The 22,602-nt window shown below is 64.9% G+C and carries 16 protein-coding genes; 4 read left to right on the forward strand and 12 right to left on the reverse strand.

Annotated features, from left to right (window positions below; translation table 11 throughout):
* Nucleotides 1–33 precede the first annotated feature (33 nt).
* The 6 genes from whiA to JS533_RS07005 all read right to left on the reverse strand — a co-directional run bounded on the left by whiA (nt 34) and on the right by JS533_RS07005 (nt 9,569).
* A complete protein-coding gene (gene whiA / locus JS533_RS06980) occupies nt 34–981 on the reverse strand; it encodes a DNA-binding protein WhiA (protein ID WP_033493653.1) in 948 nt (315 codons plus the stop codon).
* A gap of 185 nt (nt 982–1,166) precedes the next feature.
* Entirely contained in the window at nt 1,167–2,114 is a 948-nt protein-coding gene (gene rapZ / locus JS533_RS06985; RefSeq protein ID WP_241513739.1) for an RNase adapter RapZ, read from the reverse strand.
* A 20-nt stretch (nt 2,115–2,134) separates the two neighbouring features.
* Complete coding sequence (locus tag JS533_RS06990) at nt 2,135–3,091, reverse strand: shikimate dehydrogenase family protein (protein ID WP_241513719.1); 957 nt, start codon at nt 3,089–3,091, stop codon at nt 2,135–2,137.
* Between the two features lie 130 nt (nt 3,092–3,221).
* Nucleotides 3,222–5,543 (reverse strand): excinuclease ABC subunit UvrC, encoded by a 2,322-nt coding sequence (gene uvrC, locus JS533_RS06995; RefSeq protein ID WP_241513720.1) that lies wholly within the window; start codon nt 5,541–5,543, stop codon nt 3,222–3,224.
* Between the two features lie 6 nt (nt 5,544–5,549).
* A complete protein-coding gene (gene uvrA / locus JS533_RS07000) occupies nt 5,550–8,546 on the reverse strand; it encodes an excinuclease ABC subunit UvrA (protein ID WP_420838633.1) in 2,997 nt (998 codons plus the stop codon).
* A 390-nt stretch (nt 8,547–8,936) separates the two neighbouring features.
* Nucleotides 8,937–9,569, reverse strand: a complete 633-nt coding sequence (locus tag JS533_RS07005; protein ID WP_241513721.1) for a pyridoxamine 5'-phosphate oxidase family protein — start codon at nt 9,567–9,569, stop codon at nt 8,937–8,939.
* A 238-nt stretch (nt 9,570–9,807) separates the two neighbouring features.
* Between JS533_RS07005 and JS533_RS07010 the strand changes: the two genes are divergently transcribed.
* The 4 genes from JS533_RS07010 (at nt 9,808) to JS533_RS07025 (ending at nt 13,649) form a co-directional block, all read left to right on the forward strand.
* Entirely contained in the window at nt 9,808–11,232 is a 1,425-nt protein-coding gene (locus tag JS533_RS07010) for an amino acid permease (RefSeq protein ID WP_241513722.1), read from the forward strand.
* A gap of 95 nt (nt 11,233–11,327) precedes the next feature.
* A complete protein-coding gene (locus JS533_RS07015; protein ID WP_241513723.1) occupies nt 11,328–11,744 on the forward strand; it encodes a peptide deformylase in 417 nt (138 codons plus the stop codon).
* 134 nt (nt 11,745–11,878) lie between these two features.
* The gene (locus JS533_RS07020) at nt 11,879–13,258 is read left to right on the forward strand and encodes an MATE family efflux transporter (RefSeq protein WP_241513724.1); all 1,380 of its coding nucleotides are present in this window, start codon (nt 11,879–11,881) and stop codon (nt 13,256–13,258) included.
* Nucleotides 13,259–13,283: 25 nt separating this feature from the next.
* A complete protein-coding gene (locus tag JS533_RS07025; protein WP_241513725.1) occupies nt 13,284–13,649 on the forward strand; it encodes a phage holin family protein in 366 nt (121 codons plus the stop codon).
* Here the strand turns inward: JS533_RS07025 and JS533_RS07030 are convergent.
* From JS533_RS07030 to JS533_RS07055, 6 genes are all read right to left on the reverse strand, one after another.
* Nucleotides 13,617–17,150: an ATP-binding protein gene (locus JS533_RS07030; RefSeq protein ID WP_241513726.1), complete on the reverse strand. Its 3,534-nt coding sequence runs from the start codon at nt 17,148–17,150 to the stop codon at nt 13,617–13,619. The genes JS533_RS07025 and JS533_RS07030 overlap by 33 nt on opposite strands.
* 1 nt (nt 17,151) lies before the next feature.
* Complete coding sequence (locus tag JS533_RS07035; protein ID WP_338024168.1) at nt 17,152–17,826, reverse strand: DUF4194 domain-containing protein; 675 nt, start codon at nt 17,824–17,826, stop codon at nt 17,152–17,154.
* 41 nt (nt 17,827–17,867) lie between these two features.
* Nucleotides 17,868–19,409, reverse strand: coding sequence for a DUF3375 family protein (locus tag JS533_RS07040; protein ID WP_241513728.1), 1,542 nt, complete (start codon nt 19,407–19,409; stop codon nt 17,868–17,870).
* 85 nt (nt 19,410–19,494) lie between these two features.
* Nucleotides 19,495–20,730 (reverse strand): ABC transporter permease, encoded by a 1,236-nt coding sequence (locus tag JS533_RS07045; RefSeq protein ID WP_241513729.1) that lies wholly within the window; start codon nt 20,728–20,730, stop codon nt 19,495–19,497.
* Complete coding sequence (locus JS533_RS07050; RefSeq protein WP_241513730.1) at nt 20,723–21,424, reverse strand: ABC transporter ATP-binding protein; 702 nt, start codon at nt 21,422–21,424, stop codon at nt 20,723–20,725. The genes JS533_RS07045 and JS533_RS07050 overlap by 8 nt, the downstream gene beginning before the upstream one ends.
* Nucleotides 21,421–22,542, reverse strand: a complete 1,122-nt coding sequence (locus JS533_RS07055; RefSeq protein ID WP_241513731.1) for a peptidoglycan-binding protein — start codon at nt 22,540–22,542, stop codon at nt 21,421–21,423. Before JS533_RS07055 ends, JS533_RS07050 begins: the two co-directional genes overlap by 4 nt.
* Nucleotides 22,543–22,602 lie beyond the last annotated feature (60 nt).

A 22,602-nucleotide genomic window follows, 5' to 3' on the forward strand; every position in this document is an offset into this window, starting at 1 on the left:
GCGAGGCGGTGTTTCGTGCTCTGGAAAACAAGGTCACAGCGACTGGCCGCGAGCCTTGGCGGTCTTGTCCGCAAGCTGCAGCAGACGGCGGATGCGGCCTGCGATGGCGTCCTTGGTGATGGGCGGATCGGACAGACGTCCCAGCTCCTCGAGGCTGGCATCGCCGTGGTCGAGGCGCAGCTGGCCTGCGGCCTTGAGATTGTCGGGAATGTCGTCGCCGAGGATCTCGAACGCCTTGCGCACCTTCTCGCTCGCCTCCGCGGCGGCCTTGGCGCTGCGGCGCATGTTCGCGTCGTCGAAATTGGCCAGGCGGTTCGCCTTGCCGCGGGCTTCCCCATCGGAGCGCTTGCCGGTCCATTCGCGGGCCGAACGCGGGGCTCCCATAAGATTGAGCATACGTTCGATGGCGTCCGGATCCTTGAGCGTGACGCGCTCGGAACTGCGCAGCTGGCGCGGCTTGGCGCTGATGCCGAGGCGCCGCGCGATGCCGGCCAGCGCAAGGGCCGCCTCGTTGCACGGGCAGGTGATCTCCAGATAACTGGCCTTGCCCGGATCGGACAGTCCGCCGTGGGCAAGGAAGGCACCACGCCAGGCCGCCTTGACCTGCGCGATGTTGCCGTTGACGATTTCGGCCGGCAGACCACGCACCAGCTGCTTGCGACGGTCGAGCAGACCGGTCTGCAGGGCCAGGGCCGCTCCTCCCCTGTCGACGTGGATCAGGTAGCGCTGCACAACGCCGTTGGGCGTCTGTCGCGAGACCTGGGTGAGCACCGCCTCATGGCCGTACAGATCCTTGATGGTGTCCTGAAGCCACTTCGCGGCCTCCAACGAATCGAACTGCGCCTGCACGATAATCTGACGCTGCACGAGCTTCAAGCCGCCGCCGAAGCGGATCATCGCTGTGGCCTGCGCCTTCTTGGCGGCGGGCAACTCATTATCGATTGCGGCGAGTTCGCTTTTGACATCATCCAGAAGAGCCAAGAGCCAACCTCCTATGTCCCGTTCTCCTCAATGCTTGGCCGGTTGCCGGGCATGAGCCCCGCCTTGCCACCGGCTTACTGTGATACCGAATCACTTGGACAAGCCAATCATGTTTGCCCGCCCATCGGACGGCGTCGGCTCGGTATGTGGTCGCCAAGCCGATGCCGCCTCAAGACGTCCGGGCGTCAACGCTCGGGGCGGCGTCGCTGCAGCTCGCGCGCGGAAACGCTTACCTCCAGGCCATGCGCGCGCAACCGCGCGGCCAGCGCCTCGCTCATCGCCACGGAACGGTGCTGCCCGCCCGTGCAGCCGATCGCGATGGTGACGAAATGCTTGTCCTCCTGGGCGTAACCCTCAAGCGCGATGAGGATCGCATGCTCATATGCGTCGAGGAACGCGGATGCCCCCTTGCTGGAGAGCACGTAGTCGGACACCGGCTTGTCCTGTCCGGTCAGCTCTCGCAGGCTGGGCACCCAGAACGGGTTCGGCAGGAAGCGCACGTCGGCCACGAAATCGGCGTCGAGCGGAATGCCGTATTTGAAACCGAAGCTGAAGATGTGCACGGCGACGGTTTTGGGGCCGGAGCCGAGCATCGCCTCGTACAGTTTGGTCGACAGCTGGTGGATGCTCAGCGCGGACGTGTCGATCACCATGTCGGCGCGTTCCTTGAGGTTCATCAGCAGCGCGCGTTCCTCCTTGATGCCGTCGATGAGCCGGTTGCCCCGCTGCAGCGGATGCGGACGGCGCACGGACTCATAGCGCTTGATGAGCACGTCGTTGCTGGCGTCGAGGAACAGGATGCGGGTTTTGACTCCCAGATCGTCGAGATGGCTGAGCACTGCGGACAGGTCGTCGAAGTATTCGCGCGACCGCACGTCGATGACGGCGGCGAGCTTGTGCACGCCGCTGCCGGACCGGCCGCCGCCCTGCGTCATCATGTCGACCAGCGGCACGAGCAGTTTGGGCGGCAGGTTGTCGACCACATACCAGCCCATGTCCTCCACGCTGTCGGCCGCATGGGAGCGGCCCGCTCCGGACATGCCGGTGATCAGCAGGACCTCGAACCCGTCGGCGGGCTCGGGTCTGCCGGCGTCCTGTCCTGCGGCCGCCCCGGCCGCGGCCCCCGCCGCCATATCGGTCTTGGCCTCGTCCATCACAACGCCTCCTCAAGCGCCCGCCGCATCGGCGGCTCCAATGTCGTCATCGCATCCCGGCCGGCCAGTGCGGCTTCGCCTTCGGCTCCGGTCATAAGCCTGACCTGCAGGATGGCCTGGTACAGCAGCATCTCCTCGCCGCCCATCGCCAGTCCGCCCTTGGCGCGCCATGCGCGGATGAGAGCGCTGGGACGCGGATCGTAGACCACGTCGAGCAGGATGCCGTGCGGGAAGAACGAATCGTCGGTTTCGATGGCTTCGGCGATCACGTCGGCCGCATGGCCGGGAATCGTGCTGACGGCCACGTCCGCGCCGCGCAACGCCTCGATCGCCTGCTCCATGTCGACCTCGCGCAGCTGTGCGCTGTTCTCTTCGGCGACGATGCGCGCGATGTCCGGGTTTTTGCCGGGATGACGCGCGGCCACCGTGAGCTCGCCCTTATGTCCGTCGACGGCGTCCGCCGACGCGGCAAGCATGACGGAGATCGCGCATGCGGCCGATGCGGCCGTATTGCCGTTGCCGATCACCGTCGCCCGGCGGATGTCGCGTTCCTCGAGCGACGGTCCGCCGTCCGCGTCACATGCATGCTGGAATGCGTAGATGATGCCCGGCACGTCGGTGTTGTACAGGCCGATCTCCGGCCTGCCGCCGTGCGCCTCGGCACGGGACCAATCGAACACGGCCGTGTTGGCCACCTTGAGGGACTTGGCCCATGCGTCCTTCGGCGTACCGTACGGCTGGACGGTCTTCTTGAGCGGCATGGTCAGGCTCAGGCCTCGCCATGTCGGATCAAGCCCGTCAAGGAAGCCTTTGAGATCGTCCTCGCCGATCTCGTGTCGTTCGTACGCCCAATCGTCAAGGCCGAGGGCCTTGTATGCGGCCCCGTGGAGCACCGGGGACAACGAGTGGGCGATGGGCTTGCCGAGTACGGCGCAACGATGGTTGACCTGAGTCATACCCCCTCCTTCATATCCTCATTTATCGTATCGTATTCGGCGTCGCCCGAAGGTCATTCGTCCGTGGCGATCTTCGGCCCGGGGAACGGCCGCCGTTCCTGGCCATGGGCATCGTTCCCGCGCTTGAAGTTCAGTCCTGCCTCTCCTGCGCGTGCAACGCATGGTATATCGCCTCGGCCTTGGCATGCCCGATGCCCTTGACTCCTTCGAGTTCCTCGACCGATGCTTCCCGCATGGCGCGAACCGAGCCGAACCGGGCGAGCAGGCGCTTCTGGTATGCCTCGCCGATGCCTGGGATGTCGTCCAATGCGGATCGCAGGGCGCCTTTGCGGCGGGTCTGCCGATGATAGGTGATGGCGAAGCGGTGTGATTCGTCACGTACGCGCTGCAGCAGATACATGCCCTGAGACTGGCGTTTGAGGATGATCGGATAGTCGTCGTACGGCACCCATACCTCTTCGAGGCGTTTCGCCAGTCCGCACAGGGCCACGTCGTCCACGCCGCATTCGGCGAGGGCCTTGGCCGCGGCCATGACCTGCGGCTGGCCGCCGTCGACGACGATCAGGTTCGGCTTGTATGCGAATCGGCGTCGGTCCGTGTTCTGCTGCACGATCGGCTCGTCCGCGCCATCGCCGTCATCGGCGCTCCCTGCGCCGCCGGTTCCGAAGGCCGGTGTTTCGGACGAGACGGACGGATCGGAGCGAACGGAACGTTCCCTTCGCTCGTTGTCCATGCTGTCTCCCGTATCGCCTGCGATGTTGCCGTGACGAAATCTGCGCGTCAGGGTTTCGTACAGGGCGCTCAGATCGTCGACCGCGCCGTTGCCGTCCTTGCCTCGGATGGCGAAGCGCCGGTATTCGGACTTTTTGGCGATCGCATCCTCGAATACCACCATCGAGGCGACCTGGTATGCGCCGCCGACGGTGTTGGAGATGTCGTAGCATTCGATGCGCAACGGTGCCTGCGCGAGTCCCAACGCCTTCGCCACATCGTTCATGGCGTCCGAACGGGCTCCCATGTCGCTGATGCGACTCATCTTGCTGCGTTGCAACGCCTGCCCGGCGTTCTCCGCAGCACGGTCCATCAGCGCTTTCTTTTCACCGCGGCTGGCGGTGCGGATCGTCACCGCGGCGCCGCGCAGGCCACCCAGCCATGATTCGAGTTCCTCGCGGCGTGCCGGGTCGACCGGCACGATCACTTCGCGCGGTATCGGGGAAACCGGCGCCAACAGGTCGGCCCTGCCGGTCTGCTCCTGTCGCTCGTGCCGCTCGCGCGTCGCCTGCGCCCGTGATGCGGCGTCGATGGCGGTCAGCGACTGCGTCGAGCCGATCGCGTCGCGGCGTTCCTCGATCCGGTTGGCGGATCCGTTCGAGGCGGCATCCGTATCGGCGTCCGCATACACCTGCACGATGAGATCGGCGATGAGCTCGGCATCGTCCACGTCCTCTACCCGTTCGACGCTCCAGTTGCGTTCGCCGCGAATCGAACCGTCGCGCACGATGAACGCGTGCACCGACGCCTCCAGTTCGTCGGATGCCATGCCGAACACGTCGGCGTCGACGTCCTGGTCAAACACGACCGCGTTCTGCTGCATGACGGTCTGGAGCATCTGGATCTCATCGCGCAACCGGGCCGCTTTTTCGAATTCGAGTTCGGCGCTGGCCTCCTTCATGTCGCGCGTGAGCTGAGCGACGTACGATTTGCCCAGTCGACCGGTCATCACACCGACCAGCCGTTCGCACATGCGCCGATGCTCCGCCGCGTCGATGCGTCCGACGCACGGTGCGGAGCACTTGCCGATGGACGCGAGCAGGCATGGCCGTCCCGTCAGTTCCGCCTTGCGATACACCCCCTCGGCGCAGGTTCGCACCGGGAAGGCCCGCAACAGACGGTCGAGCGATTTGCGCAGCTCCCATACTTTCGCGTAGGGGCCGAAGTAGCGGGTGTCGCGTCGTTTGCGGCTGCGCGTCACCCACACTCGGGGGAACCGCTCCCCTGCCGATACGGCCAGATACGGATAGGTCTTGTCGTCACGGAACTGCACGTTGAACCGTGGATCGAATTCCTTGATCCACGTGTATTCAAGCGTAAGCGCCTCAAGCTCGGTGCCGACGACCGTCCATTCGAGACTGCGCGCGGTGAGCACCATCGTCTGCGTGCGCGGATGTAGCAGGTACAGCGGCTGGAAATAGTTGGTCAGACGGTTGCGCAGGCTTTTGGCCTTGCCCACGTAGATCACACGGCCTTCGCCGTCACGCCACTTGTAGACGCCCGGCTGCGCCGGAATGTCGCCGGTCTTCGGCCGGAACAGGTCGCGGGTGTCCCCCAGCAGCGGCGCGCCGTTCCTGTTGACGCCCGCGGACGCATCCACCCCGGCCATGTCCTGCCGCTGCAGCGCTTCCGCCGTCCTGCGCCACACATCCGGCGCATGTCGTTCGATGTCGTTGGTCATGGCGGCTCACAGCATCGGCTTGAGGAATCGGCCGGTCCACGAATCCGCGCATTCGGCCACCTGTTCGGGCGTGCCCTGCGTGACGACCGTGCCGCCGCCGTCGCCGCCCTCCGGGCCGAGGTCGATAATCCAGTCGGCCGACTTGACCACGTCGAGGTTGTGTTCGATGACGATCACCGTGTTGCCCTTGTCGACGAGCCCCTGCAGCACGAGCAGGAGTTTCCTCACGTCCTCAAAGTGCAGGCCGGTGGTCGGCTCGTCGAGGATGTACACGGTCTTGCCCGTAGAGCGGCGCTGCAGTTCGGTGGCGAGTTTGACGCGCTGCGATTCGCCGCCCGACAGGGTGGGGGCAGGCTGGCCGAGGCGGATGTAGCCGAGGCCGACCTCGACGAGCGTGTCGAGGTAGCGGGAGATCGACGGGTATGCCTTGAAGAATTTCGCGGCCTCCTCGATGGGCATGTCGAGCACGTCGGACACGGACTTGCCGTTGTACTTGACCTCGAGCGTCTCGCGGTTGTACCGCATGCCGTGGCATTCCTCGCATTCGACGTACACGTCGGGCAGGAAGTTCATTTCGATCTTCAACGTGCCGTCGCCATGGCAGGCCTCGCATCGGCCGCCTTTGACGTTGAACGAGAAGCGGCCCGGCCCGTAGCCGCGCACCTGGGCCTCCGGCGTCTTGGCGAACAGGGTGCGGATCTTGTCCCACACGCCGGTGTAGGTGGCGGGATTGGATCGCGGCGTGCGTCCGATCGGGTTCTGGTCGACGTGGATGACCTTGTCGCACTGGTCGACGCCTTCGACGCGCGTATGCTTGCCGGGCACGATGCGCGCGCCGTTAAGCTTGTCGGCGAGGACGGGATAGAGGATCTGGTTGACGAGCGTGGATTTTCCGGAGCCGGAGACGCCGGTGACCACGGTCATCACGCCGAGCGGGAAATCGACGGTGAGGTTCTTGAGGTTGTTCTCACGTGCGCCGACGACACGCAGCTGGCGGGTCCGGTCGGTCTTGCGGCGGTGGCCGGGCACGGCGATCTCGCGACGGCCGGCGATGTAGTCGCCGGTGATCGATCGGGGAGCCTCCACGAGCTTCGACGCGGGGCCCGAGTAGACGACTTCGCCGCCGTGTTCGCCCGCTCCCGGTCCGATGTCGACGAGCCAGTCGGCCTTTTCGATGGTCTCCTGATCGTGCTCGACGACGATCAGCGTGTTGCCGAGGTCACGCAGGTGATGCAGCGTTTCGATGAGCCGCTCGTTGTCGCGTTGGTGCAGGCCGATGGACGGTTCGTCGAGCACGTACATGACGCCGACGAGGCCGGAGCCGATCTGCGTGGCGAGGCGGATGCGCTGCGCCTCGCCACCGGACAGGGTCTTCGCGGCGCGCGACAGCGTCAGATAGTTCAGGCCGACGTCGTTGAGGAAGCCGAGCCGTGCACGGATCTCCTTGAGCACCTCGCCCGCGATCTGCGCGGCGGATCCCGTGAGTTCCAAACCGTTCACCCATGCCAGGCTCGCTTCGGCGGACATGTCGCACACGTCGGCGATCGACTTGCCGTTGACCGTCACCGCCAGCACTTCGGGGCGCAGACGCCGTCCCTTGCAGGTCTGGCACGGCACCTCGCGCATGTACGACTCGTAATACTGCTTCATCTGGTCGGAATCGGTCTCGTCGTGGCGGCGCATCAGCGTGCGCACCACACCCTCGAATCCGGTCGAATACTCGCGCATGCGTCCCCACCGGTTGCGGTAGGAGACCTTCACCTTGAAGTTGCGGCCATACATGATCGCATGACGAACCTCATACGGCAGATCCTGCCACGGAGTGTCCAGGTCGAAGCCCATTTCCTCGCCGAGGCCCTCCAGCACGTGGCGGTAGTACTCCCCTGTGCCCTTGGTGAGCCCCCATGGTTCGATCGCGCCTTCGTTGAGCGTCTTGCTTGGGTCGGGAATGACGAGTTCCGGGTCGATCTCGAGCGAATAGCCGATGCCCGTGCAGTCGGGGCACGCGCCGTACGGTGCGTTGAACGAGAACGTGCGCGGCTCGATCTCGTCGAGTTCGAGCTGGTGGCCGTTCGGGCAGGCGCGCTTTTCGGAGAACGGCTGGCGACGGGCCGGATCGTTCTCGTCCCGGTCCACATAGTCCGCCACGATGACGCCCTTGGCGAGTTTCAGCGCGGTTTCGACCGAGTCGGTGAGCCGCTGGCGAATGCCGTCCTTGACGACGAGACGGTCGACGACCACTTCGATCGTGTGCTTCTTCTGCTTGGCGAGCTTGATGTCGTCGCTCAGCTGCACCATCTCGCCGTCCACGAGCGCGCGGGCGTAGCCGTCGCCGCGCAGCAGTTCCAACAGGTCGGCGAATTCGCCCTTGCGGCCACGCACCACGGGGGCGAGAATCTGGAAACGCGTACGTTCCGGGTTGGCGAGCAGCGTGTCGACCATCTGCTGCGGCGTCTGGGCGCTCACCGGCTCTCCGCACACCGGGCAGTGCGGAATGCCGGTGCGGGCGAACAGCAGTCGCAGGTAATCGTAGATCTCGGTGATCGTGCCGACCGTCGAACGCGGGTTGCGGTTCGTGGTCTTCTGGTCGATCGACACGGCCGGGCTGAGTCCTTCGATGAAGTCGACGTCCGGCTTGTCCATCTGTCCGAGGAACTGTCGCGCATACGCGGACAGCGACTCCACATATCGCCGCTGACCTTCGGCGAACAGCGTGTCGAACGCAAGCGACGACTTGCCCGAACCGGACAGGCCCGTGAACACGACCATGCGATTGCGCGGGATCGACAGGTCCACGTTCTTGAGGTTATGCTCACGCGCACCCTGGATGGTGATTTTCAGGTCGTTGGGGATGTGGGAGATGTCCGCCACGAGCGACGTGTCGGTGCGACGCATCGGCGCCTTCTTGATTTCCCTCGACAGAAACGTGTCGCTGGTCATGACGCGTTCGACCACCACGTCGCCGTTTTTCCCGCCGTTCGGGGCCTTTCGGTTTGCCGCCATCGCTGCCGCCTTCTGTTCGTTCGTCGTGCGTTCTCGGTGCTGCGCCCTAGGATACCTGATTCCCGGACAAATTTCGAACGCTTGTTCGATCGGCGTGTTTTGGCACGACTGCGTGCGGATACGGCATATGCGGTCACTCCGGACTGTCCGCCCGCAGCGGAACCGCGAGGCGGATACGCCCGCGAGCGCGGTTATGCGCTGCCGGTCGCGTTGGCGTGGTTGCGTCATCGCCCGCAGGTTGCCGGTCCTATCGCTTCGGTGTCGCTTGATCTGTCCGCGGATGAGATCGCGGTGCTTGATAGGGCGAGCGCGCCGTTTGTGAAGTGACGGATGGGATGTCGATGATGGGGCGTGTGACCGTTGCGGTTGCGCGCCCCGTTTCTGTTGTTGTCATGATGCCATGTTGTCGCTGGAATGCTGTCTCATGGCGTGGGTTGGGGTTGGTTTGGCGTGTTCTTTGGCGGTCAGTCGTGTCGTGTCGATGCGCCAGACCGTGACGCTGTTGACTTGCGTGTCGGTGAATTCGACGTGTGGCATGTGTGCTTGGTGTGCCATGAGTCGTTGCAGTCCGTGGCGGCGTTCTTCGAGGTCGTTCGCGATCGAGGCGGTGCCGTTGCCGATGATCGACGTGAATGCTTCGCCCCAGTTGCATGCGGTGCGGCCTGCGATGACTTCGCAGTCGGCGTGCATGGTGAATGCCACGGGCAGATGGTTGTCGGCTGCCCGTATTGCGTCGAGTTTGCGTCCTTGCTTGGCGGAGTGCATCCACAGCGTGAGTGCTCCGGTCTGTTCGTCGTAGTCGTAGCCGAAGTTCAATGGCACGATCGTCAGTCCTTCGGCGTCCGCGTATGCGACGTCGACGATGTCGCAGCGGGCGATGATCTCGCCGATGCGTGCGGGGTCGGTGATTTCCCGGTCTGCGCGACGCATCCTGCGGTGCGCGCCGGCCACTGTCCGCTCGTCGTCCCGTCGTTTCGGCGTTTGTACGCCGTCATACGCAACACTGCCGTTGTCCGCACTCATGTTTTCCTCCGTTCGTCCCGGTCACGTCGAACAAGGCAAACATATCATCGACCAGGCCGACGAATCATTCGACACGATCAGCTCCGTCATCGAGAGCATCTCCGGATAACCGCACGCGGCACCTTGCCGACCGTTGGGACGGCATGCCACGTGTTCGACGCAGGCTCGGACCGGTATCATTGGTTCGACATAATCCGAACAGTGGCTGCACGTGGTCAAAGCAAAGGAACCCCGAAACATGACGGATGCCGGCAATAAGCAAACCAGCGCAACGGAGAACGGGCGGACCGAGCTCGAACGGAACATGGAATCACGCCACCTGACGATGATCTCGCTCGGCGGCGTGATCGGCACGGGCCTGTTCGTCAGCTCTGGCTACACCATCCATCAGGCGGGCCCGCTCGGCGCGATCCTGGCGTACGCGGTCGGCTCGCTCCTGGTCTACTGCGTGATGGTCTCGCTCGGTGAGCTGTCCGTGGCCATGCCCTACGCCGGCAGTTTTCACCTGTATGCCAAACGGTTCATCGGCCCTGGCACCGCGTTCACCATCGCCATCCTGTACTGGCTGAACTGGGCCGTGGCGCTCGCCAGCGAATTCACCGCGGCCGGCCTGCTCATGCAACGCTGGTTCCCGGATTCGCCGGCATGGGCGTGGTCGGCCGTGTTCATCGCGGTGGTGTTCGTGCTCAACATCATGTCGGTGCGATTGTACGGTGAGGCGGAATTCTGGTTCGCCTCGATCAAGGTGCTGGCGATCGTCGCGTTCATTCTCATCGGACTGCTGGCGATCTTCGGCGCGATCCCGATCGCCGGGGACGATCATGCGCCGCTGTTCGGCAATTTCGCATCGGACGGATGGTTCCCGAACGGTTTCGCGCCGGTGTTCTCCACGCTGCTCACCGTGGTGTTCGCGTTTTCCGGCACCGAAGTGGTGGGCGTGGCCGCGGGCGAGACGAAGGATCCTTCAAGCGCGATCCCGAAGGCCGTGCATACCACGGTGTTCCGTCTGGCGATCTTCTTCATCGGCTCGATCGCGGTGATGGCCTCGCTGATCCCCTGGCACAGGGCCGGCGTGGAGACCAGCCCGTTCGTGCTGGTGTTCCAGTCGATCGGCATGCCGTTCGCCGGCGACGTGATGAACTTCGTGGTGCTGACCGCGGTATTGTCCGCGGCGAATTCCGGCCTGTACGTGTGTTCGCGCATGGTGTGGTCGCTGGCGAAGGAGCGGCTGATCCCGGCTCGCTTCGCCAAGACGAACTTCCATGGCGTGCCCGTGTGGGCCGTGCTGTTCAGCATGGTCGGATCACTGCTCGCATTGCTGTCCTCCGTGATCGCCGCGTCCACCGTGTATCTGGTGTTGGTGGCCGTTTCCGGGTTGGCCACGCTGGTGGTGTGGTTTTCGGTGTGCGTGTGCCATATCCGGTTCCGCCGCGAATGGGCGCGCGAGGGGCATTCCGCCGGCGAATTGGGCTACCGTGCGCCCGGATACCCGCTGCTTCCCTGGCTCGCCATCGTGATGTGCATCGGCGCGCTGGTGCTGGTGGTGTTGGACGAGACGCAGCGTTCGACGCTGTACTGCATGGTGCCGTTCGTCATCTGCTGTTACGCCAGCTATTACGCATTGGAGCGACGCCGCCGGCGGGACGAACACGGCGATGACTGACGATCCCCCGCCGATCCGCGAAGGATGGGAGACGGGAAGGGCTGGTACGATGCGATGCGCATGCACCATATCGCATTCACGGGAAGGGAACGACCATGCAGCAGCCGATCATGACCGACGAACGATTCCTGAGCAAGCCGTCCGAACCGGCGACGACGGACGATCTGCATGTGGCCGTCGATCTAGCGGACACGTTGGCCGCGCACGCCGACTCGTGCGTGGGCATGGCCGCGAACATGATCGGCGTAGGCAAGCGGATCATCGTGTTCTCGGACGAGACGACCGGCCGCAATACGGTCATGTTCAATCCGCGCATCGTCGAACGTTCCGGCGAATACGAAACCGAGGAAGGCTGCCTGTCGCTGACCGGCATGCGCCCGACCGTACGATACGAACGCATCACCGTCACGTGCCAGACGCGCCGGTTCCGTGAAGTCACCGCCACGTTCGACGGTTTCACCGCACAGATCATCCAGCATGAGATCGACCACTGCAACGGCATCCTGATCTGAACCGTTTCGACTCCCCTACTCCCTCCCGCTCCCCGCTGGCGTGTCGTTTGTCCGCACTGTGGCGGCTATGATGCCCGTGACAATCCGCCGGAAAAATCGCGGCACGGCCACGGAAAGAAGGGACAAGGAGACGTATGAACAGTGAACTGTTCGAAAAGGCACCGGTACCGAAGGCGTATTTCTCGTTGGCGACGCCGGTGGTGCTCGGCATGCTGGTCACGCTGGTCTACAACATGGTCGACACGTACGTCATCGCGCACACCGGCGATACGAGCATGGTGGCGGGCGTGTCCCTGACCGCGCCCGTGTTCACGGTGATGATCGCGCTCGGCGACATCTTCGGCCTCGGCGGCGCGTCGGTCATCTCCCGCCTGTTCGGACAGCGCCGATACGCGGACGGCAAGCGGCTGAGCGTGTTCTGCTTCTACGCCGCGATCGTCACCGGCATCCTCATCGCCGTCCTCGGCCTCGTCTTCCGCGACCCCATGCTCACGCTGCTCGGCGCGACCGCCGACACGTGGCGGCATGCATCCGACTTCTACACGCTCATCATCATCGGCTCGCCGTTCATCATCGTCTCCATGACCCCGGTCAACCTGTTGCGCACCGAAGGCCACGCCGTGCAGTCGATGACCGGCTCGGTCGCGGGCACCGTCGTCAACATCATGCTCAACCCGCTGTTCGTCCACGTGTTCGGCTGGGGCGCGGCCGGATCGGCCGGCGCGACCGTCATCGCGAACATCTGCGCCGACCTGTACTTCGTCTGGTTCCTGCTGCGGCGCAGCCCGAACCTGTCGATCGCCCCACGGCTCGTCATCGACCGCGCCACACGCCGGCTGCATGTCGCGGCGCACGAGATCCGCGACATCTTCGCCATCGGCATCCCCGCGGCCATCACGAACCTGACGCAAAGCGTCGGCATCGTCATGGTCAACCTGTTCCTGCTGCCCTACGGCACCGACGCGGTCGCCGCAATGGGCATCGCGCTCAAGATCGTCATGATCGCCGTGCTCGTCTTCGCCGGATTCGCGTTCGGCGCGCAGCCGCTCATCGGCTACAACTGGGGCGCGCGCAACATGCCTCGGCTGCGCGCGATCATGCGCTTCTCGTACGTGTTCCTATGCCTGTTCGCGCTCACCATGACGCTCGTGCTCAGCCTCGCCGACCGCATGCTCATGCGCTTCTTCATCGCCGACGAGACGATCGTCACGCTTGGCGCGGGCATGCTGCGCGTGCAGCTGCTCAGCCTCGTATGCGTGGCGATCGTCATGGTCACGACCTGCACGTTCCAGTCGGCGGGCAAGGCGCTCGGCGCGTTCGTCCTGTCGATCGGCCGCCAGGGAGTGATCCTCGCCGTCACGCTGTTCGTGGGATCTCGCATGGCCGGCTATACGGGCGTGATCGCCGCGCAGGCGCTCGCCGATCTGCTCACCGCCGTGCTCGCGGTCGTTTTATTCGCGGTGATGCTGCCGGAGCTTCGCCGCGGCGAATCGTCCACGATCACAGTCCGGTGACATTTCGGCTGGGATAATCGACGGTATGAGTCACTTCGTTTATCGTTGGCTGGTATTGACGATCGCCGCGGGCGTCATGGTCGCCCTGCTGCCCGGCATGGAGGCGGTCGGCGAGCCGCCGATCCTCGGCATCGCCGCGTTCTCGCTGTTCCTTGCTCTCATCAACGCGTCGATCAAACCGGTCGTGCACCTGCTCGCCCTGCCGATCTCGATCCTGAGCTTCGGCCTGTTCGCGCTGGTGCTCAACTGGCTGTTCATGGAACTCGCCTCATGGCTGGCGCTCACCCTGTTCGACGTGGGCGTGGTCATTCACGGCTTCTGGTGGTCGGTGATCGGCTCGCTCATCATGGCGATCGTCTCAGGACTCGTCGGCGACGTCATCGGCGAGTGAGCCCGTGCCGTCGACACCGGCGGCAGTAGCGGCGCCGTCGCCGAGCGCATCCTCATAGCCGTTCCAGGTGGCCTCGCGCAGCGACGTGCGTCCGCTGTCCGGATCCTTGCGCGTCACGTACGCCTTGGTGGACACTTCGATGATCTCCCCCGTCTTGCTTTCGGGCGCGGAGACGATCACCTGGAAGCCGAGCCGTGGCAGCACGCTCAGCGCGCGCCTCGTGTACCGGCCGTCGGCCTTGATGAGCGCCTCGTCGAGGAACAGCGTCGTGTAGCTGGGCTTGAGCCGACGTTCCATGCCGCCGCCAAGCATGTAGATGAGCGCCGCGCCGTACACGAACGACGTGAGCTCCTGCAGTGCGCCGCCGGAGCGTCCGCCGGTCGACGTGATGCGCTCATCCTGCCCATCGTCATGATGCACAAGCGCGTAGAACGCCGAACGGCATCGCGGGTCGAGGTTGCGCGCACCGTAGCTGCGTACGCCGTTGACGTCCTTGACCTTCGCCAGGTCGACGCGCAGGAGTTCGATGATCGTCGCGCATGCGGCGAACGTTCGCCGCGAATCGATCGCGTTGGACTGTCCCTGCGATGATTTCCAATCATTGAGCGTGCCGATGGCATGCTGCATCTTCGTCGTGAAATCACGGTCGGGCCTGCGCACGTCGGCATGCAGGGACAGACTGCCGTGACGCGGACCGAACTGCTGGCCGCGAAGCATCGCGTTGATGCGGTCGAGCTGGTCGCGGATGTCGCCCGCATCCGTGTCGAGGGCGCGCTTGAGCGTGAGCAGGCTCATGAGCAGATGGTTGAGACAGCGATGGTATTCGCCCGCGGTCGCGGTGGTGGCGACCAGTTGCGACAGATCGTTGAGCTCCTCGAGATAGTACCGGTAGTCGTTCACGCTGGCGGCGAGCGCGTCGTCGTCGGACGCGTACTGGTCGATGTATCCGCTCATGTGGAGCTCGACGGCGGTGCGTTTGGTTTCGGTCGTGTTGTTCAGTCTGTCGATGGTGGCGGTCACGTCCTTGCCGATGCCGTCGATGATTCGCGCGTCGAACGGTGTGTCGTTGGGGCCGGTGGTTTTTCCGGCTCCGATGATCATGTGCGCGCGCATGGCGTCGTCGGGGAGGCCGTCGAGTCGCTGGTTGTAGGCAGTTTGGAGCGTGTTGACGACGACGTCGTCGAGCGGCGGGGTTTGTCGGTCGTCGGTGGCGATGGCGTCGCGATGGCTGTCCAGCCATGCGTGGGCTGCGTCGACGGCTGCGGACGCGTGGTCGGCGGCTTGCTGTGCTTCGGATTGGCGGCGTAGCGTGTGGGTGAGTTCGTCGCCCAATGCGTCTTTCAGTTCGGTGAGTTCGGCGAGCTTGGGGTTGTTTGTGATGGATTGGATGGTGGTTTCGATGTCGTGGATGTGTTGTTCGGCGCCGTCCGTGTCCACGTTGTCCCATTCCGTGTAGACGATCTGGCTTGCGATTTCGCGTTCGTGTCGCAGCTGGTCGATGGCTGCTTTGGCGTCCGCGTATGCGTGTTCCGCTTCGTCGGCGGCAGTGCGGGCGTCGGCGACGCGTTGCCGGAGTTGTTCGAGGTATTGTTCATTGACGAAGCCGATGATCTGCGGGCGGTCTTTGACGCCGTGTTGGCCGCGTTTGCCGGATTTGATCTGTCCGTCGGCTTGGACCTGACGGGTGGTGCGGTCCGTGTCGTCGATGGCGGTGACGCATCGTGCGTCGAACCGTTCGGATCGGGTTTGTTCGCGTAGCCATGCAGCGAATGGGGAGTCTTCGCGGAATCGTAGTTTGTCGGACATCCAGTCGTCGGCTGTGTCGGCGAGCGCGGATGCGGGCGCATGGCCGTCTCCTGGTTGGCGTGTCGTGTCGACGAACTGCCAGGTGCGTCTTGCCATGGCGTGCGGGTCGATGGTGCTGACTTTGGCGGCGAATCCCTGTTCGTGGCGTTTGTCGACGAGGATGGTTTGGGCGATGGGCCCGTATACGACGTTCATGGCAAGACGCCATGGTTCGTCGCCGTCGCGTACGTCCATGAGTTCGGCGACGTATGGCAGTTCGGAGGGTTTCAGTCCGGTCGCGTGGCACAGCATGGCGCGCGAGTCGTCCATTTGCTGTGTGATGCGGGTGCGTTGCGCGCTTTGTCGCTGGTAGTCGCGTTCGAGCGTGCGCAGTGTGATGTTGGCGTTGGTTCGGGCGTTGGATGCCGTGTCCCGTGCCGTTTCGAGTTCGTCGTTGCGTCGTTCGTAGTCGCGGATGAACGTGGCTGCGTCGATGCGCGCCTGTTCCCATGCGCTGTGGTCGGCGGGCATGGTTTTGCCGATGGCTTCGCATCCGCGTGCGATGCGTTCGCGTGTGGCCGTTGCGGTTTGCAGCGTGTGTTGGGCCGTGGTGAGCTCGTATTCGAGGCGTGTGAGGTTGCCGCCGTCCAGACCGTTGATCTGGCTGCGGATCGCGTCGATGCGCGCATTGAGTTCGTCTGCGTGGCGGCCGGCCGCGTCGGCGTCGGCCTGTCGCGTGTTGCGTTCGGTTTCGTCGATCGGCAGTTGCGCGGCGACCGTGGCGGCCATACGGGAGGTGCCCCATCGTCGTATCGTGCGCGCGCCGGTTTCCGTGTTCGGGTCGATGGTTGTGAACCGGTTCGCCTCCTTGCGTGCCGTATCGTATGCCTCGTAGCTGTTGCGGATGGCGCGCAGCTTGTCCATACGTTTGGCTTTGTCTTCCATGCTGCGGAAGTTTTCCGCGTATCGGTCGTAGTCGTCGACGGTGGCGCGGGCCAGTTCGAGCGCTTCGGGCACGCCGAGCACGCCTTGTTTGAAGATGTCGTCGAGGCGCGAGGGTGCGTCGGCGGACTGGATTTTGGCGAGCAATCGGCATGCTTCGGCGCTCAGGCCCATGATGGGCCAGATGTGTTCGTGGAACGCCTCCGCGCTGGGGAAGGTGAGGCATTGCGGGTAGGCGGCTTTCAGCTGCGTGGGCGTGAACGGCGAGTCCCGGTACTGGTCCATGAGACGCGGGTCGATCGGCTTGTTCCATACCACGTATTGGCGGCGGACGGCGTTTTTCTCGTCTCCCGGCATCAGGTACAGGAATTTACCGCATGACAGCGTCTGCCCGTCGGTCAGGTTGCGGTAGGTGTCGACGATTGCGCCCCATACGGCCTGCGGCGTGCCGTTGTCGTCGTTTCCGCGCAGGTAGTTGGGCCGGTCGTCGTCACCGGTGCCGGTCATGCCGAGCAGGTACGTGTAGTCGTTGCGTTCGGAGCGTCCAGAGTTAGACGCCTTGTTGAATGGCGTGCCCGTCGGGTATAGGAGCGAGATCTGCGCGTCCACGAGCGTCGACTTGCCGGATTCGCTGGCGCCGGCGAGCAGCGTCACCGGCAGGCTCTTGTCCATCGAGGGGCGGAACTCATGGTATCCCTCGTATGAGCCCCAGTTGACGAGCTGGCGGCTTTCCATCATCCACCGGTCGGCGATCATCTGCAGTGCTGCGGGCATGTCACTCCCCTTCCTTGTCGTCCGTGTCCGTGCGCGTCGTGCCGGTCGCGGTCTCGTCGTTGCCGGTTGCGATGTCCAGCCAGGATTCGGCCAGTTCGCGGTCGAGCACCACCGGCACGAGCGGTGTGATCCGGTACAGGGTTTCGTCGTCCGTGCTGCGTTCGAGATACCCGTACGTGCACATGGCGGATACGACCGATCCGACCTGTTTGAGCACGCCTTCCTCGTCGTTGCGCGCGGCGAAGTAGCCGGTGCCGGTGGCGAGCGCGGATCGTATCTCTTCGAGGCTGATCAGCCAGTTGTCCGCGGGTTCGCGCGCGTTGTCGTATTCGAGTACGCGGATACGCAGGAAGGCGAGCAGTACGGCTTCCTCGCGTTTGAGGCTGACGCGGGTTTTCAGCGAACGTAACGTGATGTCGCCGCTGGCCACGGGCATGGCGATCATGATGCGGTAACGGTCGTTGATGACCAGTTCGAGCAGATCATTGTTGAGGGAGCGTTCGACGGCGTCGCGGTTGTCGAGCGCGATCTCGTACAAGTCTCCGCTGATGTAGCGTTCGCGTTTGAGCGCGATCGCGGCCCGACGCGCGTCGGCGGTCATGTCGCCGCTGTCTCCTTCGAACAGGGCGTATGGGTTGACCGCCGGTTCAGTCTGTCCGACGGTCGTGTCCGTCATGTCGTGTTCGTCGGTGCCGCGTATGGCTGTGTCCGGTTCGTTCATGCCGGTTCCCCTTCCTCCTTGATGATGTCGTCCAGTTCGTCGTGACTGGCCAGGATCGGCAGCGTCGTCCAGTCCCGGCGATCATTGTCGAGTGATATGCAGTGCCATGTGGCGGCGTTCGGCCCGTCGCATGCCGGTAGGGCGCCGAGGAAGCCGACGAGTTCGCTTTCGCGGCGTTCCTCGTCCGGCAGCCGGTTGAAGCTGGCGGCGATGTCGATGCGCCCGTCGTCGGCGGTGACCGGGTCGAGACGGATGAGTGAGATCATGCGTGCGAGCCGCGGTCCGCCGCCGATGATCAGGTCTTTGAGATCGATGGGCTGGCCGTCATTGCCCGTTAGGATGTCCGGTTCCATGTCGGCGAGGCTGCGGGTGGCGGCGCGGGTCATGGATCGGGCCGGTCGTGTCGGCAGGGCGGTGATCTGCGCGATCGAGCTGTCGGTGCGGTAAGGTCGCGTCGGATCATTCGGATGCGCTTTCGCGTCCGCGTTGAGATGGACGAACAGACGGTTGAGCATGCCGAGCATGGTGCGGTAGCGTGTGTCGGTCTGTTGGCGGACGAGTCGGCTGACCGCTTCGTCGGAGACGCGCCGCTGGCGTCGTACCGCTTCCAACCCGTTGTAGATGAGGGCGAGTTCGTCGCGTACCTGATTGAGCAGCGTGCCCGCGGAACCGGCCAGGTAGGGGGTTCTGGCGATGTCTCGCAACGCGTCGTCGATCTGCTGGCGTCCTTCGTCGGTGATGATCACCTGGAACGCGTCGTTGAACCGGCGGCCCGAATCGGATTCGTCGAACGCTTTGCGGTATTCGTTATGGTAGGCGTTGAGGATGTCGTCGACGCTCATGTCGCCGCCCTGCATGCGCCGGCGCAGCGCATCGCCGTTGTCGCGTTCGGACAATACGAGTTCGCGCAGGTCGATGGGCACGCCGCGCAGCGTGTTGTGGATGACGGCGATCACGTCCGCGACCTGCGCGTCGGTCAGGTCCGCGTTTGTCTGGCCTTGCTGGATGCGTTCGATTTCGCGCTGGCGTTCGTTGATCTCCTCGGTGAGCAGGCGCACGCGCTCGCCCGGATCGGAGGTCAGCTGCATGCGCGCATGTTCGATTTCCATGATGATGCTGTTGGCCTGGGCGCCGGACAGGGTTCGCGTGTCGTCCTCGAGCTTGGACAGGGCTTCGATGGCGCGATGCGCGCGGGCGGTGAGCCGGTAGAGGAAACGATGCGATGCGGCGTCGTGCGCGTTGGCGAGCCACGCGTAGTCGCCGTCGCCTTCGCGGCTCAGGTCGATGAGGATCTGACGCGCGGCTTCGGCGTAGGTCTGATCCGGCCTTGGCGCGTATTCGCCGGCATCGGCGAGCATGGACAGGCTTTGCGCGAAACGCTCTTCAAGGGTTTCGCGGGGCAGCTCACCGGTGAGCGGGTCGAATGCGGCGCGCAGCAACGCCACGTAGAGTCGTGAGGTTTCCCGTCTGAGCAGGCGCAGCACGCCGGTCTCGTAGACCGGTCGCAGCCGTTCCATTTCCCGTCTGACATCGCCCATAGGTCACCTCGCTTGTTACGCGCCGCAGCTTATAAGGCTATCATGCGGGTTTCCGGGATTCGTTGACGGCATCCCGGAAACCGGTTCATTCGCTTCTGAGCGCTTCGGTCGGCGTGAGCCGGGCGGCCCGTCCCGCCGGATACAGTCCGGCCAGGATGCCGACCGTCACGGCCGCGCCCCATGCGAGCGGCAGGCTCCCCCAGTCCAGGGCGAGCGGCTGACCGGCCGCGAGCGCCACGCCCGCCGCCGTGCCCGCGCCGAGCCCTATGCCGGCCAGTCCGCCGAAGGCGGAGAGCATGGCGGCTTCGGTGACGAACTGCATGCGGATGGTGCCGGGCGTGGCGCCGAGCGCGCGTCTCAGGCCGATTTCGCCGCGGCGTTCCATGACGGTGACGATCATCATGTTGGCGATGCTCATGCCGCCGACGGCGAGTGCGATCATGCCGATCATGAGGCCGAGCGTGGTCAGGGAGTCGCTGGTGGCGTTGCGCGCCTTGGACAGGTCGGCGCTTGCGGTCACGCTCACGTTGCCGTCGGTGAGGTTGGCCGCGTGGGCGAGCGTGCGTCGGATCGTTTCGGCGTCGCCCGGCGTGGTGCGCACGTAGATCGCGCTGATTTGGGCGATGTCCGCCGCCTGGTCGGGATAGTGGTCGAGCGTCCATGCTTCGCCGATGATGGCTGACGTGTTGAGCGTTTCGGCCTGCGGCATGGGGTCGAGGATGCCGATGACCCCGTACCATTCGTTGTCGATGAGGATGCGGTCGCCGACGTCGTTGACGCCGAGCCGGTATGCGGCCTCGGAGCCGAGCACCGTCACTGGCAGGTGTTCGTTGTTGCGGTCGATGCCATGGCCGCGCGCGAAGGTCGTGCCGAGCGCGTCGAGGGCTCCGGGTCGCATGATGGCGAGCGCGAGCGCGTTGCCGTTGGATGCGGGGACGAGTTCGTTTTTGAAGATCCGGATGTTCTGCGGTGGCGTGTCGAAGACGCCGACCTGTTCGACGATGGGTTGGCGGGCGATCGTGTCGGGCGCGTATTCCGGCAGTGGGATGGTCTGTCGGGCGGCGTCCTGGCCGGGGGCGACGATCTGCAGGTTCGCGCCGAGCGCGTCGAGCCGGGCGAGCAGCGCGGTCTGGTTGGATGCGGCGATGCCGGACAGGGCCACGTAGGCGGCGACGCCGAGCGCGATGCCGAGCGAGGCGAGTATGGTGCGTGAGACGCGGCCGGTCGTGCCGATCCATGCCGTGTGCAGGAGGTCGGCGATGCGTGTGCGCAATGGTTTGCGTATGCGCGGCGATCGTCTGGTGGATGTCGGGTTACGCATGCTCGTCTCCTTGCGTCGTTTCGCTCACCATGCCGTCGCGGATGTGCAGTCGTCGGTCGAAGCGTGCGGCCACCGTGGGGTCGTGCGTGACGACGACGAGGCTTGCGCCGTCGCCGGCCGCGTCGAGCAGCAGGTCGATGATCGTGTGCCCGGTGTCGGTGTCGAGCGCGCCGGTCGGCTCGTCGGCGAAGATGATGTCGGGGTGTTTGACGAGCGCGCGTGCGATGGCGACGCGCTGCTGTTCGCCGCCGGACAGTTGCGAGGGACGGTGGCGCAGCCGCTCCCCCAATCCGACCTGTTCGAGCGCTTCGGTGGAGCGCTCGCGGCGTCTGGCGCGCGGCAGGCTGGTGTATTGCAGGCCGATCGTCACGTTTTCCAGGGCGGATACGCCGGCGATGAGGTGGAATTGTTGGAATACGAAGCCGATGCGGGCCGCGCGCAGTTCGCTGCGCCGTCGTTCGCCCATCGCCGTCACGTCGTCGCCGTCGTAGCGCAGCGTGCCTGTGGTGGGCATGTCGAGCGTGCCGAGCAGCGACAGCAGCGTCGATTTGCCGGAGCCGGAGGGCCCCACGATCGCGATGCGTTCGCCGTGGCCGATCGCCAGCGTCGTCGGATGCAGGATCTCGATCATCGTCCCGGACCTGCCGGCAAACGCCTTGGTCACATGGTCCAGCGTCAGCAGGTCGCCGGTCATGAGATCACCACCTTGTCGCCTTCCTTGAGCCCGTCGGCCTTGGTGATCTGGACCTGGGCGTTCGCGACCAGTCCGATTTCGACGGGTATGCGTTCGAGCCGGTCGCCGCGCACCACGTCGATCGCGTACGTGCTGCCGGCGGACGCGATGATCGCGGTGACCGGCACGATGAGCGTTTCGACGGTCGACTGGCCGGACGTGTTGGGGATGACGAGGCTGACCGTCGTGGGCCCGAATTTCGCGACCTGCGACTGGTCGGGGAAGTCGACGCGGGCCGACGGCGACGTGACCTGCCCGTCCGTTCCGGTGGCCTGGCCACCTTGGTCGACGGCGGTGAGCGTCGTGTCGATGGTCGTGTTGTCGGGCAGGACGACCTGCGCCTTGTCGCCGGCCTTGAACGTGGCGGCCTGCGTGGCGGTGAGCGTGGCCTCGACGTGCAGGGTGACGTTCGTGTAGCTGGCCGGCACCGCGTTCGATTCGCCGAGTTTCGCGTTCACGGTCGTGATGCGGATCGGCGCCGCCGGTGCGAGCGCCACGGACGTCGGGGCGAACGTGCCGGACGCCGCATCGCCCGTCAATCCCAACGAAAGCTGCCATTGGCGAACCGCCTCGCGGGTCGTCCAGTCGAAATGCGCGTCCGGCTCACCGGCGAAAAGCCCAAGTTCGGCAAGGTTCTCCTCAAGCTGCGTGACGTCCGGGCCATCCGCCGCATCGGTGTCCAGCGTGCGCCAGAACGGGCGTTCGCCGTGGAAGAGCGGCACGGGAACGCCGTCCATCTCGTACACCTGTTCGCCGGTGTCGATCTGTTTGCCGGCGACCGGCAGTTGGGTGATCATGCCTGGCGCGGCCGCGAAATCGTTCGCCTTGTCGTATCGCAAGGTTGCGCCGAGCCGGGTTTCGGCGTCGAGCACGCCCCGGGTGACCTGTGCCGTGCGCAGCGTGGTCACGTCGATCGTTCTGCCGTTCGTCGCCTGTCCGGATGCGATCAGCCGCCCGATCGCATCCCATGGTTTCGTGACCATGCAGGCCGCCGCCAGCGCGATCACGACGATGACCGCGACGACCAGCGTCACGGCCTTGCGTCGCATGCCGATCCTTCGTGTTTGCGTTCGTGCCATCCCATACGCTCCTTGACCGTGTGTTCCGCGCGTCGCCCTCGCCTTACCTACTTCGGATTC

This window comes from Bifidobacterium amazonense, assembly GCF_018555435.2.
GTDB lineage: Bacteria > Actinomycetota > Actinomycetes > Actinomycetales > Bifidobacteriaceae > Bifidobacterium > Bifidobacterium amazonense.

Coding starts and splice junctions, on each gene's coding strand:
- uvrC (WP_241513720.1), bottom strand. CDS start 5,543: ATGACCAACGACATCGAACGACATGCGCCGGATGTGTGGCGCAGGACG.
- JS533_RS07050 (WP_241513730.1), bottom strand. CDS start 21,424: ATGACCGGCGACCTGCTGACGCTGGACCATGTGACCAAGGCGTTTGCC.
- JS533_RS07020 (WP_241513724.1), top strand. CDS start 11,879: ATGAACAGTGAACTGTTCGAAAAGGCACCGGTACCGAAGGCGTATTTC.
- JS533_RS07045 (WP_241513729.1), bottom strand. CDS start 20,730: ATGCGTAACCCGACATCCACCAGACGATCGCCGCGCATACGCAAACCA.
- JS533_RS07025 (WP_241513725.1), top strand. CDS start 13,284: ATGAGTCACTTCGTTTATCGTTGGCTGGTATTGACGATCGCCGCGGGC.
- JS533_RS07005 (WP_241513721.1), bottom strand. CDS start 9,569: ATGAGTGCGGACAACGGCAGTGTTGCGTATGACGGCGTACAAACGCCG.
- rapZ (WP_241513739.1), bottom strand. CDS start 2,114: ATGGCGGCGGGGGCCGCGGCCGGGGCGGCCGCAGGACAGGACGCCGGC.
- uvrA (WP_420838633.1), bottom strand. CDS start 8,546: ATGGCGGCAAACCGAAAGGCCCCGAACGGCGGGAAAAACGGCGACGTG.
- JS533_RS07015 (WP_241513723.1), top strand. CDS start 11,328: ATGCAGCAGCCGATCATGACCGACGAACGATTCCTGAGCAAGCCGTCC.
- JS533_RS07035 (WP_338024168.1), bottom strand. CDS start 17,826: ATGACGGACACGACCGTCGGACAGACTGAACCGGCGGTCAACCCATAC.
- JS533_RS06990 (WP_241513719.1), bottom strand. CDS start 3,091: ATGACTCAGGTCAACCATCGTTGCGCCGTACTCGGCAAGCCCATCGCC.
- JS533_RS07030 (WP_241513726.1), bottom strand. CDS start 17,150: ATGCCCGCAGCACTGCAGATGATCGCCGACCGGTGGATGATGGAAAGC.
- JS533_RS07040 (WP_241513728.1), bottom strand. CDS start 19,409: ATGGGCGATGTCAGACGGGAAATGGAACGGCTGCGACCGGTCTACGAG.
- JS533_RS07055 (WP_241513731.1), bottom strand. CDS start 22,542: ATGGCACGAACGCAAACACGAAGGATCGGCATGCGACGCAAGGCCGTG.
- JS533_RS07010 (WP_241513722.1), top strand. CDS start 9,808: ATGACGGATGCCGGCAATAAGCAAACCAGCGCAACGGAGAACGGGCGG.